Source organism: Methylophaga sp. OBS4 (assembly GCF_026319305.1).
Taxonomy (GTDB): domain Bacteria; phylum Pseudomonadota; class Gammaproteobacteria; order Nitrosococcales; family Methylophagaceae; genus Methylophaga.
This window is the reverse complement of record NZ_JAPDMV010000016.1, coordinates 15,788-32,622: the sequence shown is the minus strand read 5'-3', so window position 1 is coordinate 32,622 and position 16,835 is coordinate 15,788. Positions and strand designations below refer to the sequence as shown.

Genomic DNA, 16,835 nt, shown 5'->3' with positions numbered 1-16,835 from the left:
TATCAAACACAGGCGTATTAGCCTGTTGCGCTTTTCTCCCGATTATCCTCTGCTTGCTGCTGCAATACATAATTAAGCAGCTTATCCGGTACCTGAATGCCATAAGCCTGTTTCAGGTATGCAGCCACATCCTGCCGATTATCCGGACACGGTGCCAGTTTAGCAACAAAACTGCTGATATCTTCGACTCGGGCCCAGGGATAGATCAGCCAGCGCCATTTGGCCAGTTTCGCCGCATAAAAGTCAGGCACAAAGCGGGATGTGGTTTTATGATGCAATACCGCGGTACAGATGCATGTCGGCGTTGATCTTTGCAGAATATGCTCGATGGCAACCGTAAAGGTATCACCGCTATCACTCACATCATCGATCACCAGCACTTTCCTGTTACTGACATCGGCACTGAGTCCGAATTTGACCGTGGTTAACGGCAATTTATCGGCAGCGTGGTAATGCACAATCTTGATGTCAGTCAGATCCATTACATCCAGATAATCAGCCAACAATCGTGCAGGCACATAGCCGCCACGACCGATAGCAATGATAATATCGGGCTGAAAACCCTGATGACGGATTTGAACGGCGAGTTTGGTGACCAGATCGACGATCCGGGCCCAGGAAATCAATTCACATTGGAATTCTGTTGGCATGGTTATCAGTATTCCCCTGTTTTGGCAGCCGTGTTTATTTGCCGCTTAAACAACAGCAAGATGGGAGCCTGTTTATACCGGAATCTAAAGGTTATAAAAACCGTCCGGTTCGATCAATACCATACCATTATGGACGATTCTGGCCCCCGGGTCTCTCCGGGATCTTGATCGAAATCAGCTGCTTCAGGCTTTACCACCAGTAGTAGCCGTGGTGATAATGCCGGTACGGATAATAATACCTCCCGTAACCGAAGGAATCATAATAATACGGGTGCCCGTAGCCGTAATAGGGATCACGGTATTGCGCCACCGTCCAACGATAAATTTCCGTGATACTAACTAGCGGCAGATTGAGCTGTTTTTTGTCGATTGTCACGGTTCTCTCAGATGAAACATGTCCCGCCACGGTCACCAGCGTACCGCGTTTGTAAATATACGGGTCAACAAAAACCTGGCTGCGGGCCAGAAATCTGCCGGCACTGTCTTTATCTGTGATCGGTCTGCCATAACTGTTAAGCGGGAACTGGGCAATGTGAATAATGGCGCCCTCATCGTCATTTTCAACCTTAACCACTTGTCCGCCCCAACGTACTTTTCCACCTTGATAGTTACTCGCCTGGTTGAATACCTGAGTAAGCTGTATATCAGGCTCAGGGGCATTTTTAATCGACTCGGGCACGGTGCTGCAGGCGGCGGTCAGCATCAGCAAAACCATGGGTAGGAGAATTCTCATATTGCCTCCAAAAGCCAGCAAATTAACTAACTTTATGGACTATTCAGCTACAAATTTAGTTTCCTGTTATGCCCTGCCAAGTCAGGAAAAGCCACCCTTATGACGGCCCTCAAAACCTGTAAAAATAAAGGCCTCATACTACCTGTTCAGGGAGCGTTACATGGTAGATCGAGCACAAGCCATCTTTAATGAACGGCTCACCACAGCTGAAGCCGTGTCGCTGGTCTCACGCAATCACAATAATGAACTTATCGGCGTTGAGTTCTGCCATGAGCTTGATAATGATAAGCTCACCGCCCAGCAGCTTGCTACGCTGAAACAGGCCTGGCAAACCCGGTTAAGCCGGGCAAAAAAGGAAAAATTCTCCGCCCAATTTATGATCATTCAACTTTGTACCTTAATGCTGCTGGCTGTTGTTTGTGCCTGGTTGATTGGCGGCGTTGCCGGCGTGGTAGCGAGCCTGATCGGTATCAGCGGATTGATGATGATTATCGACAGCAAACGGGTGGCGCAGGCAAAAATCAATCTGAAAGAGGTGGAAACGGTCTGTGTCGCTCTGCAAAAAGCCTGTCAGAGCGCGCCAAATTGAGAGTCGTATTCGTCCTTGATATCTGCCAGCAGATCACAATGATCCAGTTCGCTGAGCTGAAAATGGGCCAGCACCGAGTCCTCAACCATAGGCCATTCAGAGTCAAGTTTGCCGTATTTGTATTGAGTCAGGACATCAGATGCAATTTTAATCAGCGCATACAAATCCTTCTGGCTGTGACTCACTTGGGTATCTTGCATAAATTCGGGATCGTGATGCCTCAAAACCAATTCACAAAGAGATTTCGGCAGGTTCCAGGATGAGGCCACAAAATACCCCACCACAGCATGATTGGTTTGATAATGGTCGTCTTCAATGTCAGTAAACACATGATGAGGCGCATGATTGGCCTCAAACAGCACCGTTTTGTAATCCGCATACTTCATCGCCATCAGTGGAATACCACAATCCCTGAATAACCCAAACGCATAGAGCATGTCAGCCTGACAGGTAATTTGGGACGCAAGATGCCTGGCTACGATTCCTGATATGTTTGCAACTTCCATTGCGTTGTCCCAGAATTTTTCCAGAGAGATCGCGGCCCGGCCGCTCAGAGACTGGCGCAAAGTGAAAAAAGTCACCACATGCTTAAGCTTGTCGCCACCCAGTAAAATCACAGCCTGGCGGATATCGGACAACTCACGGCTGAGCCCGAACAGCGGCGAATTCACCGTTTTCAGAACGACTGCTGACAACGCGACATCGCGGGCAATGACATCAGCAAAATCCACCGGATCCGCGTCATCTTTGGCGAGTTCCTGTTGCAAAGCAATCAAAATAGCGGGTTTGGGGGGAATACGAAATTCTTGAATAATTTGCTGTGCGCCAGCTTCCATGTTCGCTAACATCAGTCCATTACCTCGCTTTTTACTGGGTTTGATTATCCGGCTGAAGGCTACGTTTTGCAAGGTTTGTTGCCGGTTGCATCGCCGCTTCCACCAGTCTTTGCATATCGTCAAACAATCGCTCCAGCTCGGCTAGTGCTTCGCGGGCGGCTTCATCATTGCCGGCCAGGAAGGTCTCGCGTAACTCATAAGCCAATGCATGCCAGCGATCATGACTTGCTTCAAGTTTGTCCAGCCACAAGACATCGAACCATCCCTGTGACCGAACCCGTTGTATCCAGCTGCCGCAGTGGCATTTCCTGGGCGCCATGATCGGCCAGTGTTCAACTGTTTCCGGCTGCTGCTGAATACTGCTAATAAAGCTCTGATACCAGCGGTTTGATATCAGGCTGAACAATTTCAGAGCACGTTGACGTAAAGAAAGCGGTTGGGCTGCACATGTCATCCAGTACCGGTTCGGCTGATATGCCTCCAGCCAGCCAGGCACATCCTCTGCCGGCATCGGTTTGGCTATGCCAAAGCCTTGTGCCAGATCACAGCCGATCATTAACAGCATCAGACCATGTTCATTAGTCTCAACACCTTCCGCAATCACTTGCCGGTTGAACGCATCAGCCAGACCGCTGACCCCGTCAACAATAGTGTAATCCTGAGGGTCATCAAGCATATCGCGGACAAAACTCTGATCGATTTTAATAGTACTGGCTGTCAGATGACGTAAATGCGTCAGGGACGAATAACCGGTACCGAAATCATCCAGAGCAACGGAAACCCCCAGCACTTCACGGCACAGTTTGATGGCCTTGGTAATCGCACCAATATCTCCCAGTGCACTGGTTTCAACAATTTCCAGTTGCAGGTAGCGGGAGTCCAAACCCGGATGGGCGGCCAGTGCGGCCTCCACATCGTCAATAAAGTCCGCCGACTGTAGATGTGAGGATGCTACGTTAACACTCACTTCCAATATATGACCGTCATCATGCCAGCTCTGCAGTTGAGATAGGGCTGTATGAATAACCCAGTTGCCTATATCAATTTCCAGATCCGAGCCTTCCACCAATGGCAGAAACTGCACGGGTGAGAGCAGGCCGTTGTCCGGATGTTGCCAACGGATAAGCGCTTCCATACCAAATACCTGGCCGGTTCTCATATTGACTTTAGGCTGGTAAAACAGCCGGAATTGCCCTTGTTCCAGGCCTTGTCGAATCTGTTGCAACCATTGCTGTTTTTCCATGGTCTGGCGATTGTGCGCCGGATTAAACAGTTTGTAGGTATTGCGACCGGACAACTTGGCCTGATACATGGTTTGATCGGCATGGCGCAATAAAGTATCCAGATCTGCGTTATCCGTCGGATAGAAAGTCACACCACTGGAAGCGCTTATTTCGACATTGAGATCGTTAACACTGTATGGTCGGGCCAGTGATTCATGGATACGCTGCAGCATAAACTCACACTCTGATTGCGACCCGACATCGCGAAACAGAATGGCAAATTCATCACCGCCGAAACGCGAGATGGTATCTTCATCACGGACATTGGCTTTCAATCGCTGTGCCACCTCAATCAACAGCTGATCCCCTACTTCATGCCCATAAGTGTCATTGACCGGCTTGAAATTATCCAAATCCAGAAAACACACGGCCAACAAGGTTTCCGTCCGTTTGCTATGTGCCACCGCCTGGGAAAAACGATCTGCAAACAGTACCCGGTTAGGCAGTTTGGTCAGCACATCATAATGTGCCATCAATTCCAGTGTTTCCTGCTGTTGTTTGGTTTGAGTAATATCTGAAAACAGTCCGACAAAATGACGGCAGAGGCCATCATCATCACTCAATGCTGATATCGTCAATAATTCAGCATACAACTCACCATTTTTACGCCGGTTCCAGACTTCTCCCTGCCAGTAGCCGTGTTCGATGATCGACTGCCACATTTTGCTGAAGAACTCCGGAGAGTGTTTGCCGGAATTGAGGATTTCAGGTCCCTGACCTATCACTTCCTCCCGGCTGTAGCCGGTAATATCACAAAACGCCGGGTTCACATCGGTGATAGCACCGCTGGTATCGGTAATAATGATGCCTTCCTGTGCCTGATTGAATACCCTCGATGAGAAACGTAACTGTTCTTCAGCTTCCTTACGCGCAGTGATGTCATAGATCACCAGCAGCATTTCATCTTCAAAGGTGTCTTGCATAACTGAAGTGCTCAGCAGCGCCACTTTGCGTTGCCCCTGCTTGGTGTGTAACTCAACCTCCATCGGCATCGATGGCTTATTACTGCTATTCGCCTGACGGCTGAACCGTCTTAAATAGGCCTTGAATTCTTCCTGGTAACGCAGCGGTGCCGCAGTCACATCCCACCAGCTTTTCATCGCCCGGATTTGATCAAGGCGATAGCCATAGGTTTCAGTAAAAGCACGGTTTATAAAACTGATCTGTTTTTTACCATCCAACAGCACATAAGGAACGGGGGAACTCTCAATCAGGTTGCGGAATTTATGGTTAGCAAGCGACGCCGCAAAAATAAAACGAACAAACATCGCCAGCAGCAGAAATAAAGCCATGGCCGTACCATAAACCAGAATACGTTTTTGCCAGATATTCTCAGGTAACTGCGACCAACCACCCAGCGGTGCGGCGGTCAACAGCCATTCTCCTTCGGGTAATTTGAGTGTCTGCGCCAGTCGTGGATTTTCGAACAACGCTGCGTCACCGAAGAAAACGGCACCTTGCCTGCCAAGGCTGTCAGCACCCCGTATGGCAATCTTAATTGGCATATCGTCGACCAGCAGACCGCTTTTCTCGAAAAACCGGTTGACATCAATCACCGCAGAAATCAGCCCCCAGAAGTATTCTTTCCCCGTTTCATTTTGCAGGAAAACGGGAATACGGCTGATTAAACCAACACCTCCCTGCTTCAGCTCCAAAGGCCCTGCCAGCACCAGCTCACGGGTGCGTCTGGCACGATCGGCGGCTTCAAACTGCAAAGGGGTTTGTCGATAATCCAGTCCTATCGCTTTTTCATTGCCGGCAACGGGGTACATATAACGAATGACCATGCCGGGCGCAGCAGCAATATTCCGAATTTCCGATTCGCTGTTAACCAAGTGTTTGACCGCGCGGGTGAATTGTTCCTGTGTCAAGTCGGGGTTCACTGCAAACAGACCGGGTAATCCTCGGACTATTTGCATATGGCTCTGCAAATTAGTGAAAAGCCGGTGGTGATAAAGGCTGAGGTGTTTCTGCGTATCGTTGTAAACTTGGTTTTGGTGCCGCTGCACCATACTGTAGTTGACATAGGCCGCGGCAATAAACAGCAGTAACGTCAGAACGGTCAGGATACTGTAAAAGGCAAGTTTGGTAGAGATGTTGGAGTGCATATCCTGACAGTCGGTACTAATCGAAGGCGTTTGGGCCATGTTGATCGCAGTTCATTGATAGCCCTTCTGCGTATGGCCTCGTATTATACCCGCCATCACAGCACTTATGTCGGCTCAGACAGGACAGCAGTAGACAGGTACTCTGCATCAGCAATGACCACTTGATTCCGCCCCTGAACTTTCGCCTGATACAGCGCCCGATCAGCATATGTGACCGGATCATAAAGTAAGTGAACATTATCAGCGTCAATAATGAGGCCACCGATACTGATGGTACAGTGTATTGTCTGATCCTGGTGTCTGATTCGGGTTTCTGCTGTTACCCGGCGAATACGCTCGCTGACTTCTCTCAGCTGTGCTTGATTGGTATCCGGCATGATCACCAGAAACTCTTCGCCGCCATAACGGCCAATGAAGGTATCTTTACGCAAAGCTCCCTCAATCGCCTTCATAACCTGCACCAGTACGGCATCCCCCACCCGATGGCCGAAATTGTCGTTAATATGTTTAAAATGATCCAAATCCAGAATCATCAATGCCATGGGCTGACCATAGCGTGCAACTGTGGCCATGGCTTTATCCAGCAGATTCAGAATCACCCTCCGCGTCAACACCCCGGTTAAAGCATCATAAGACGCCAATCTTTCCAGATCCCGGCGCAAATCATCCTGGGTAATGACAATGAGTCCCAACGCAATAAATACTGTTGCCAGCAGGTTAATGGTCAAATAGTGCGCCTGAGTCCCTTGATAGGCAAGAATAGACAACGCAGTAGTATCATCCAGCCCGGTAAGCATGAACATTGCCCAAAGCACCCCCGCCACAATCGAAACCAGCAAGGCAACTGACAAAATCCATTCACCGAGACGCCAGCTATTTAACGACTGCCGTACCAGCATTAGCAGTATCCAGCTGAAGATAACCACGACACATAAAATAACCACCAGCACCCTGACGGTAAAACTTGGATCGATAAACGTAAACCAGCTGAATATCAGCAAACACAACGTCAAATACCAGCGGTAAAAAAGGGTATGGATCGGGTAGTTCTTTATTCGGCAGATACCGTCGGCCATCATCAATAAAGCCAGAATCAAAGCCGTATCCGCGAGTACTACACTTAGTAGGGGATGAATGAGTCCCCGCATAAACAATAACAGCGCAAACAAGGAAAAAAAGCCGTATCCCCAGGCAAATGAGAGTACACCATTGACAACACCGTATACGCCACGATGAATAGAAAAAAACACAACGGTGATCAAGGCGGAGAACAGCGCTGTCAGCACAAAAATCGTTTTAGCATCAAGGAACTCCAGCATACTCCCCCCTTTTTTGGCTCAGCATAGCACAGCCCGTTTTGTTTTCTGCCTGTTTTTAACGAACGTGAACAACCTTGATTGTTATGTGAGCCAGTTCACAAAAATCTAATCTGTAAAAATGAACTTTTTGACAAACAAAAAATGACTGCATAGCCTGCTTATACTCCTTGCAGACAAAGCCCGATGAGCGAACACGATACTGATTCAGATCAAAATAACAGACGAGAGAAAAGTCAGGATTCCGGCATACCCCGTTATGTGGCGACTTTTGCCGATTTGATGACGTTACTGTTATGTTTTTTTGTGATGCTGGTAACAATGGCAGAAATCGACGCGCTCAAATACAAAATGGTAGTGCGTTCCATGGACAATGCTTTTGGCGTTCAACGCCCCGAGTCTGTTGATGACATCCTCAAAGGCACCAGTGTCATCAAGCAGACATTTTCGGCTGCAAAGCCTGCGTCGACACCGTGGGCAGAAGTCCGGCAAACTACTGTAGATGACAAACAGGCACTGAAAGTGGACGATGCTGCTTTTTATCAGGCAGCAAAACTGAAAACACTGCAAAACCAGTTGCAACAAGCCTTGTCAGCAGAAATAAGTGAAGGCTTACTCAGCCTTGAGAGCCTGTCAGGCCGAGTGCTGATACGTATCAATGAACAGGCTTCATTTCCCTCTGCGCGGGCTACACTGAAATCAGCTTTTTCACCGGTGCTCAGGCGAATTGCAAAAGCGCTGTCAGATATCGATGCCGAGTTTGTAGTAGCTGGCCACACGGATAATGTCCCGCTGCATTCGGCACAATATCGATCTAACTGGGAACTGTCTGCGGCCCGGGCCACCTCGGTTGTACATGCTTTACTGGATCACCCGGCACTGCGGCCGGAACAGTTCAGAATTGAAGGTTATGCCGACACCCAACCACTGGTAGCTAATAACACCGATGCAGAGCGGGCTATGAACCGCCGGGTGGAAATCGGCATCATAAACTGATAGCCGTGAGCTGTTTTATCACTATATAATCAATCACAACAAGCATCGATGAGACACCTTGTACCAAACCGAGAAGGACACATCATGAAAACATCAGACCTACTCGTCAAAGCGCTGGAAAACGAAGGGGTCGAATACATTTTCGGTATACCGGGCGAAGAAAACCTGGATTTTATCGATTCACTGCAACATTCATCAATTAAACTCATTATTACCCGACATGAGCAAGGTGCCGGATTCATGGCCGCCAACTACGGCAGGCTGACCGGCAAACCCGGTGTCTGCCTTTCCACACTCGGTCCCGGCGCCACCAATTTGGTCACACCAGCGGCTTATGCCCAGCTTGGTGGCATGCCGATGCTGATCATCACTGGCCAGAAACCGATCAAAACCAGCAAACAGGCTTTATTCCAGATTGTCGATGTGGTCAATATGATGCGTCCCATCACCAAGTTCACCAAACAGGTCGTGCATGGCAACACGGTAGCCGCCATTGTGCGTGAGGCTTTCCGCATCGCGATAGAAGAGCGTCCCGGTGCCGTGCATATCGAGTTACCCGAAGATATCGCGGCAGAAGAAGCCCATGAACGCATCTACACGGTTGAGGCCATTCGTCGTCCTGATGCGGACAACCGTACGATCCAGCACGCGGTGAAAATGATTGAAGAAGCCACCATGCCATTGCTACTGATCGGGGCCGGTGCCAACCGTAAACGAGCCAGTGTGGCCTTGACCAAGTTCGTCGAACACACTGGCATACCGTTTTTCAACACTCAGCTGGGCAAAGGCGTGATTGATGAACGTCACGACAGCTATCTGGGCACCGCAGCGCTGTCCGAATCAGACTTTCTTCACTGTGCGATCGATCGCGCTGATCTGATTATTAATGTGGGTCATGATGAGGTAGAAAAACCGCCTTTCTTTATGAAAGACGGCGGTGCACAAGTGATTCATATCAACTTCCATGCCGCCGAAATTGACCCGGTTTATTTCCCGCAACTGGATGTAGTCGGTGATATCGCCACGTCTATCAATCGCTTGCGGGCCGGCCTGACCTTGCAACAACACTGGGACTTTTCTTATTTTTATCGGGTAAAACAGGAAGTTCATGAACGCCTGTCCGCATACAGTGATGACGAACGCTTTCCGGTTTTACCGCAAAGCGCAGTCAAAGTTATTCGCGAGCTGATGGGTGAAGAAGACATTCTGGCGTTGGATAATGGGGTGTATAAAATCTGGTTCGCCCGTAATTATCAGAGTTATTATTACCACTCTATTCTGCTTGATAACGCACTCGCGACCATGGGGGCCGGCTTGCCTACTGCGATGATGGCTAAATTACTGCACCCTGAACAACGGGTCATGGCTGTCTGTGGCGATGGTGGTTTTATGATGAATTCTCAGGAACTGGAAACTGCTGTCCGCCTGAACCTGGATCTGGTGGTATTGATCTTCAACGATAACGCTTATGGTATGGTCAGATGGAAACAGGAAAGCATGGGCTTTAAAGATTATGGCCTTAGTTTTAACAATCCTGATTTTGTTAAATATGCTGATGCGTATGGCGCCACGGGCCACCGGCCCGCCAGCTATACTGAGTTTGCCAAGATTCTGGAAACCGCGCTGAATTCAAAAGGCGTTCATTTGATTGACCTCGAAGTCGATTATTCCCTGAATCATTCCATTCTCAGCGAAGGTCTGAAACAAAAAATCTGCATTCTTTAAGGAGAGCCACGATATGAACGCCATTCCTCATTTTCCCGTGATGATCGCCGGTCTTTCCAAAACACAAGCGGCCACCGCCGAAGTGTATTCACCTTATGATGACCGATTGATCGCCACGGTCGATAAAGCCAATGCCGACGATGTCAATCATGCCCTCGCAACAGCACAGGCCTTATTTCACAACCGTAACAAATGGCTGTCCGTGGTTGAACGTATTGCTATTCTGGAACGGGCCGTCATTATGATGAAAGATCAAGCTGACCTGCTGGCAGCGGGCGCGGCAGAAGAAGGCGGCAAACCGCTGCCAGATTCCAATGTGGAGATGGCGCGCTGCATTGACAGCATTCGCATATGTATTGATGTGCTGCGTAATGATGCCCCACACACCATTCCGATGGGCATCAATCCCGCTTCTCAACATCACCTGACAACGGTCCGTAAAGAACCGATCGGCGTGGTGGTGGCGATCAGCGCGTTCAACCACCCGCTTAACCTGATCGCCCATCAGGTCGGCCCGGCCATCGCCAGTGGTTGCCCGGTTATTGTCAAACCGGCCGAAAACACCCCATTGTCATGTTTCCGCCTGATAGAGATCTTTTACAAAGCAGGCTTGCCTGCCGAGTGGTGTCAGGCTTTATTGACAGAAAATCACCATATTGCCGAACAGCTGGCAACAGACCCCAGAGTGGCTTTTCTCAGCTTTATCGGCAGCGCTAAAGTCGGCTGGTATCTGCGCTCAAAACTTGCACCAGGTGCGCGTTGTGCACTGGAACATGGTGGCGTCGCTCCGGTCATTGTCGCGGCGGATGCGGATATCGATGCGGCGATCCCCGGTCTGGCCAAAGGCAGTTTTTATCATGCCGGCCAAGTGTGTGTATCGGTACAGCGTATTTATGCCCACAACTCGATTGCCCGTGAACTGGCGGAGAAATTAGCTGCCGCTGCCGAAAAAATGGTGGTCGGTGATCCGCTGTCAGCTAAAACCGAGGTCGGTCCGATTATCCGCAAAGGTGAATTAACCCGTGTTGCTTCATGGGTTCAGGAAGCGGTGGATATGGGTAGTGAGTTGCTGTGTGGCGGTCAGAGTTTGCCCTTTAACTGTTATTCACCCACGGTGTTGTTTAATCCACCAGCGCAGGCCAAGGTCTCTACAGCTGAAATATTCGGCCCGGTTGTTTGTGTTTATCCGTTTAAGGATATTGATCAGGCCATCAGCGCGGCCAACTCACTGGAGTTCGCATTCCAATCATCCGTCTATAGCCAGAATATTGATACCGCGATGTATGTGTCAGAACAACTCGCTGCTTCAGCCGTGATGATTAACGAACATACCGCATTCCGCGTTGACTGGATGCCGTTTGCCGGTCTGAAACACTCAGGGCTTGGCACCGGCGGCATCCCTTATACCATGGGAGATATGCAGATTGAAAAAATGATTGTGATCAAATCCAAAGGCATTTCCTGAAGCTGAAATGATTGACAGAAACTGTCACTTGCTCAGCCAGGGCTGTTAACACCTAGTAAATGAGCATTTGTTCAACAAAACTTAACACTGACATAGCGGAAAAAAATACAGAGCATATAGCCCTGAACAAATACAGTGAGGCAACAGGGATTAGGTTGCGCTCCGACGATTGTCACAAAGTACGGAGGCTTACAGGCGTGTATCTAATAAACATTGAAAAGCCTGAGCACTGCTGTGAAATGCAATATTCCCCACAGCATAACAACAGGCTCCATATCAGGATCGGGCAACCATGCAATTTTCGCAGACCATCTTGTCGTTGCTGACTTTATGGCTCGGCCTGACTCTGATTGTTGCCCCGATTCAGGCGCTGAATCGCGGGGCAGAAACGGATACCCGCGCTGTATTTTCACCTGGCACTGCCACCTCTTCGTCTAAACGCTTAGTCGCTGGCAAATCTTTGCTGTTTAACCTAGACCGCCATGGCTGTGTTTTACCGGGAGAAGTACTCAAACTGACCGGTGAGCAATTAATGGACTTATCCAAGTACCGACTGGTGTTGAGAGCAGAAAAACAGTTTATTGCATTGAAATTGCTGAGCATCAGCAAACAGCAAATTCTTATACAGATCCCACGTGACACCACGCTCAAACCCGGGCAGCAATATTCACTGGTATTACTGGCTGCCGAGGGTGCGGATGTAAGCCAGAATACCGGTATGTCACTGCGACTGTGTCCATCGATCGCCAAACACCACCTGTTACCTGTGCAAGAAGCCCATGAAAGTGGCGAGATCCTGGTACTGGTCCATTCAGGGCTTGTCGATCAAATCATCAAGGAAGGTTCGAAATTGGGTTATCTGCTGTTACGCCGGCACCAACTCAACAGTATCAACCAGACATTGCTGGTATTAGGCGGCTCAGACAGAAACCTTAATAAAGCACTCAAAAAACTGCGGGCAACTTTTGCCGATGCCGCTATTGATTTTAACCATCATTTTTACACCAGTGGCGGGTCACCACAATTGCATGCCGCAGCTCAAATGCATTGGCCCGAGCAGGCAGAATGTTCACCGAGATCAACCATAAAAGTCAGCGTTGGCATGCTCGACGGCGATATTGATATGACTCATCCGGCTCTGATGGCAAAAAACATCAAAACAAGAAACTTTTTACTGCCTTCGCAAAAACCGGATCAAGATCATGCTACAGCGATCGCGGTTTTGCTGGTTGGCAGTCAGCCGGATCATGGTTTTCAGGGTTTGGTGCCGTTTATCAACTTGAAAGCCGCTAATGTAGTTCAGGTGCGTGGGCAGGACTCTGTCGCCACTGCAGAAGCGATTGCCCGGGCGATGGACTGGTTTATCAAACAACAGGTCCAGCTGGTCAATGTGTCCTTAACCAGCCCCAATGTCAACAAAGTCACCAACACCTTGTTTGCCCAAGCCATTAACAAAGGTTTAATTATTTTCGCCGCAGCAGGTAACGACGGAAATCGGCAAAAGTCCGCTTATCCCGCTGCTTTACCCGGCGTTATCACCATTACCGCGATTGATGCCAGAGGTGAAATATTAGCTTCCGCCAATCAGGGTGATTACATTGATTTTGCAGCACCCGGTGTCGATATCTGGACGGCCTCGAAAACACACAGCGGACAGTATCGTTCAGGCACCTCTCTAGCCGTGCCGCATGCAGTCAGCATCGCAGCTTTGTATCTCAGCCAACAGCCGGGGTATTCTCGCGACAGATTATTTGAAACCCTGCGATTCAATGCCGTGGATCTGGGAAGCCGTGGCTTTGACACTCGCTATGGCTGGGGACAAGTGCAGGTCAATCAGCAAATGTGTCACCACTGAATCAGGCCGATCTGGAATCTATCCGCGAAGAGTACGCAGCTAAACTGGAAAAAGCCGACGATCCTGACCAGGCAACAGCGCTGCAGCAGGAAGCCAGCCAAACCATGGTTCAAGCTGTACAAAGTGCCGGTTTGGATGTTGAAACCTACAGCCAGATTGCACAGGCAGTACGCGATGATCCCGCATTGCGTGAGTGTGTAATGGAAATGATGAACTGATCTTCATTTCACTTCATCCACCCAAAGCCGGATTGTGCCAGACATAATCCAGCTTTTTAGGATCTTTTGACCATTGAGTTGACCATGCCGTTTACGATGCGGGCAGCATCCTCTGTTCGTGTGCCCCGGAAAGTCGACACCAGCATTTTTGCCTGATTAAACGCTGTGTCTATTTCTTCGCGAAATAACTGTTTAAACCGATTCACCCCCATCATATACACCACGCCCGGTTCGTGAATCTGCGCCAGAATTTCCTGCTCGGTATCATTGTGGCGCAGCGTAATGAACTGCCCAAGCAGACAGCTGTATAAGGGTATACCCATCACAAAAGTCAGTAATTTATTCACTTCGCGCGGGTTACGTTGTTTCCAGTGCTGGGCATAGGCTGATATCCGGCGGAATCTGGGCCAGTCCAGTTCCTGGAGTGAAGCCACCGGACCTGAAGGCTGACCACCTTCAAAAATAGTTTCTATATCGGTGCAAAAGGCATGAAAATCGGGCAGCGCAGCATCCGCCAGCATACTCGACACCACGGCAATATCCGCTTCCAGCTGTTCCAGTGATTGCAACGGTGTGTCGTAAAACACAATGCTTGATCGCAGCAGACCACTGCCTTCATCACGCCAGAAACGTAATGCTTTGGCGCGTGGATGAAACTCTGCCATCACTGCGACCGATGAAAATAAAAAAGCGTGGTCAGTCATAAAACCTGTTATGGGCTTATAACGTTCTTAGCGCTCTTTCAATGTGATATTGGAAGAGCACTAGCGCATCATATCCTTATTCAAGCCGCAACCTGCATTCAGTACAACATAGTTTCATCATAACAGGCATAAAAAAGCCCCGCTGGTTCGCGGGGCTTTTTTAACCGGTAGAAATAATTAAGCCAATACAGCCAAAGCTTTGTCGTAATCCGGCTCGTCAGCAATTTCGGCCACTTGCTCAGTGTATAGCACATTGCCGTCTTCACCGATGACCACAACAGCACGTGAGCACAGCTCTGCCAGCGGACCTTCTTTAATAGTCAAGCCATAGTCCTCGGCAAAATTGGAGCGGAATGCTGATACCGCTTCCACATTTTCAATACCCTCTGCGCCACAAAAACGCCCCAGGGCGAAAGGCAGATCTTTCGATACACACACCACTGTGGTGTTCGCCAGCGCTGCCGCTTTACTGTTGAACTGGCGTACGGAGGCCGCACAAGTGGGCGTGTCAATAGAAGGAAAAATATTCAACACCACCCGCCCGGACAAATCAGCCAGTGAGAGATCGGATAAGTCCTGTTTCGTCAGGGTGAAACCGGGGGCTTTGCTGCCAACAGCCGGCAACTCGCCTGCTGTTTTAAACGGTTGTCCTTTTAACGTTACTGTCGCCATAATTAAATCCTCTTGGTGATTTTGTTACAAGAATAATGATGTTCTACGAGCCTTACATCCGGCGTTCGCACCGTCAACTAGTGCTCTTTCAACGGTTGTGCTGTGGTGCTGCATATACCGGCTAGGATGCTGGTAGACCTGCCGGGCATCGGCAAGATTGCACTTGTCTATTTTGACACGTTTGTCTTCAATCATGGCAATATAGATAGCCACCCAAATCAGCATATACCGAAACAACTAATAAGCAAAAAAGCCCCAACAGCAAAACTGTTGGGGCTTTTTTGTGAGGAGGTTATGGTTCTGTAAAGGACTACATATCGGTAGTAACCGCGGTCTCCTCTTTGCTCCGCTTATCAGGTCCGGCCACGGTAATCGCCTGTTCCGGTGCTTTCAGTTCCAGAACTTCCAGCAATTTACCCATGGTTTCTGACAACCAGTAACAAGCATAAATCTGATCGTAGTATGCATTGGTGTAATCAGTTCGTGCCGTCAGAACTTCATTTTCTGTATCCAGCAGATCCAGCAGAGTTCTCTGACCCAGATTGAATTGCTGTTGATAAGCATCCCGTGTTTTTTCCGCAGACTTAACACGCTGCGCCAGAATCGGCAGGCGACTGGAAATAGTATCCAACGCATTCCAGGCCAGACGAACATCATTTTCTATTTCACGTTTGGCGATATTAGCGGTTTCTTTCGCCTGCTCACTGAGGAAGCCGGTTTCTTCAATACGTGCTTTGTCTGCACCGCCGTTAAGCAGGTTGTAGCGCATACGGACCATGGCCAGTGCTTCTTTCTCGTGCCCTCTTTCACCGTCCAGATTGTTGTCGGCACGGGTACCCAACTCCAAGTCCACACGAGGATGGAACGGCGCTTCAGCACCTTGTTCCTGGGCCAGCGCAGCTTCGTGCCCGGCTATTGCTGAGCGCAATGCCGGATGCTGGTTATAAGCAATTTTCATCGCATCATCCAGCGTGGCCGGCGCTTTATCACAACACTCATCGCCAGGGTCAACAGGCGACTCAGGCAGGTTCCCGATCACTCGCAAATAGCTGCTTTGTGCATCTTCAAGGTTACCTTTGGTCGCTGTCACATTAGCTTGTGAGAGTGCCAAACGGGCTTTAGTCTGCTCAACATCGGCCTTATTACCCACACCACTGTCCGCACGCTGTTGAATTTGTGAATGGATTTTCTCATGGCTTTCAAGATTATCCTCTGTCAGTGACAGCAGATCCTGTCTGCGTAAGACATCAAGGTAAACCTGAATGGCTCTGAGACTGGTCGTTTCGGCAGTGTCGGCCACACCAAAGCCCGCAGACTCGGCCAAAGACTGGCTCTGCTCGACAGCACTTTTAGTGGCAAAGCCGTCATACAACATTTGCGAAGCACTCAGCCCTGCTTCTCCGCGGGTCAAAGTCTCATGGCCGGGGCGGGTCGCATTGTTCTCCGCTCGCTCCCGTCCGATACCCAGATTAAGATCGACCTTCGGATAATAACCGGCCCGCGCCTGATCGACAGTCTTGTCGACACTCAGGCGGCGATTGGTTTCAGCCAGAATCGTCGGATTGCTCTGGATTGTTTTATCAACTGCCTCGGTCAGAGTCTGAGCCAGAAGCGGTTGAGACATCATTAGAGTGGTGCTTAGAATCGAGGCTGAAACTGTCAGCAGCTTGTTTTTATATACCATC

14 protein-coding genes are annotated in these 16,835 nt (G+C 49.4%); 6 read left to right on the top strand and 8 right to left on the bottom strand.

The features are described 5' to 3' along the window. Positions 1 to 17 precede the first annotated feature (17 nt). Both OMP95_RS06600 and OMP95_RS06595 read right to left on the bottom strand, forming a co-directional pair. On the bottom strand, positions 18 to 650 hold the full coding sequence (locus tag OMP95_RS06600) for a phosphoribosyltransferase (protein WP_266327200.1): 633 nt from the start codon (positions 648 to 650) through the stop codon (positions 18 to 20). Positions 651 to 840: 190 nt separating this feature from the next. Then, a complete protein-coding gene (locus OMP95_RS06595) occupies positions 841 to 1,383 on the bottom strand; it encodes a Slp family lipoprotein (protein WP_266327198.1) in 543 nt (180 codons plus the stop codon). 160 nt (positions 1,384 to 1,543) lie between these two features. On the opposite strand from OMP95_RS06595, the gene OMP95_RS06590 reads away from it, so the two are divergent. Beyond that, positions 1,544 to 1,972 carry a hypothetical protein gene (locus OMP95_RS06590; protein WP_266327196.1) on the top strand — a complete coding sequence of 143 codons (429 nt, stop codon included), beginning with the start codon at positions 1,544 to 1,546 and terminating at the stop codon, positions 1,970 to 1,972. Here OMP95_RS06590 and OMP95_RS06585 read toward each other — a convergent pair. The 3 genes from OMP95_RS06585 to OMP95_RS06575 all read right to left on the bottom strand — a co-directional run bounded on the left by OMP95_RS06585 (position 1,954) and on the right by OMP95_RS06575 (position 7,518). After that, a complete protein-coding gene (locus tag OMP95_RS06585) occupies positions 1,954 to 2,820 on the bottom strand; it encodes an HDOD domain-containing protein (RefSeq protein ID WP_266327194.1) in 867 nt (288 codons plus the stop codon). The two genes, OMP95_RS06590 and OMP95_RS06585, sit on opposite strands and share 19 nt — an antisense overlap. 19 nt (positions 2,821 to 2,839) lie before the next feature. After that, positions 2,840 to 6,238 (bottom strand): EAL domain-containing protein, encoded by a 3,399-nt coding sequence (locus OMP95_RS06580; protein ID WP_266327192.1) that lies wholly within the window; start codon positions 6,236 to 6,238, stop codon positions 2,840 to 2,842. Positions 6,239 to 6,303: 65 nt separating this feature from the next. After that, a complete protein-coding gene (locus tag OMP95_RS06575; RefSeq protein ID WP_266327190.1) occupies positions 6,304 to 7,518 on the bottom strand; it encodes a GGDEF domain-containing protein in 1,215 nt (404 codons plus the stop codon). Positions 7,519 to 7,701: 183 nt separating this feature from the next. Between OMP95_RS06575 and OMP95_RS06570 the strand changes: the two genes are divergently transcribed. From OMP95_RS06570 to OMP95_RS06550, 5 genes are all read left to right on the top strand, one after another. Continuing rightward, positions 7,702 to 8,511 (top strand): flagellar motor protein MotB, encoded by an 810-nt coding sequence (locus OMP95_RS06570; RefSeq protein WP_266327188.1) that lies wholly within the window; start codon positions 7,702 to 7,704, stop codon positions 8,509 to 8,511. Between the two features lie 84 nt (positions 8,512 to 8,595). After that, the gene (locus OMP95_RS06565; protein WP_266327186.1) at positions 8,596 to 10,236 is read left to right on the top strand and encodes an acetolactate synthase large subunit; all 1,641 of its coding nucleotides are present in this window, start codon (positions 8,596 to 8,598) and stop codon (positions 10,234 to 10,236) included. Positions 10,237 to 10,249: 13 nt separating this feature from the next. Next, positions 10,250 to 11,701, top strand: a complete 1,452-nt coding sequence (locus tag OMP95_RS06560) for an aldehyde dehydrogenase family protein (protein ID WP_266327184.1) — start codon at positions 10,250 to 10,252, stop codon at positions 11,699 to 11,701. 292 nt (positions 11,702 to 11,993) lie between these two features. Next, positions 11,994 to 13,556, top strand: a complete 1,563-nt coding sequence (locus tag OMP95_RS06555; RefSeq protein WP_266327182.1) for a S8 family serine peptidase — start codon at positions 11,994 to 11,996, stop codon at positions 13,554 to 13,556. Continuing rightward, a complete protein-coding gene (locus OMP95_RS06550; RefSeq protein ID WP_266327180.1) occupies positions 13,544 to 13,774 on the top strand; it encodes a DUF4168 domain-containing protein in 231 nt (76 codons plus the stop codon). The genes OMP95_RS06555 and OMP95_RS06550 overlap by 13 nt, the downstream gene beginning before the upstream one ends. A gap of 56 nt (positions 13,775 to 13,830) precedes the next feature. Here OMP95_RS06550 and OMP95_RS06545 read toward each other — a convergent pair whose 3' ends face one another. From OMP95_RS06545 to OMP95_RS06535, 3 genes are all read right to left on the bottom strand, one after another. After that, the gene (locus tag OMP95_RS06545) at positions 13,831 to 14,478 is read right to left on the bottom strand and encodes a hypothetical protein (RefSeq protein WP_266327178.1); all 648 of its coding nucleotides are present in this window, start codon (positions 14,476 to 14,478) and stop codon (positions 13,831 to 13,833) included. A 177-nt stretch (positions 14,479 to 14,655) separates the two neighbouring features. Further along, positions 14,656 to 15,150, bottom strand: a complete 495-nt coding sequence (gene tpx, locus OMP95_RS06540; RefSeq protein ID WP_266327176.1) for a thiol peroxidase — start codon at positions 15,148 to 15,150, stop codon at positions 14,656 to 14,658. A gap of 310 nt (positions 15,151 to 15,460) precedes the next feature. Next, entirely contained in the window at positions 15,461 to 16,834 is a 1,374-nt protein-coding gene (locus OMP95_RS06535) for a TolC family outer membrane protein (protein ID WP_266327175.1), read from the bottom strand. Position 16,835: the final 1 nt, after the last annotated feature.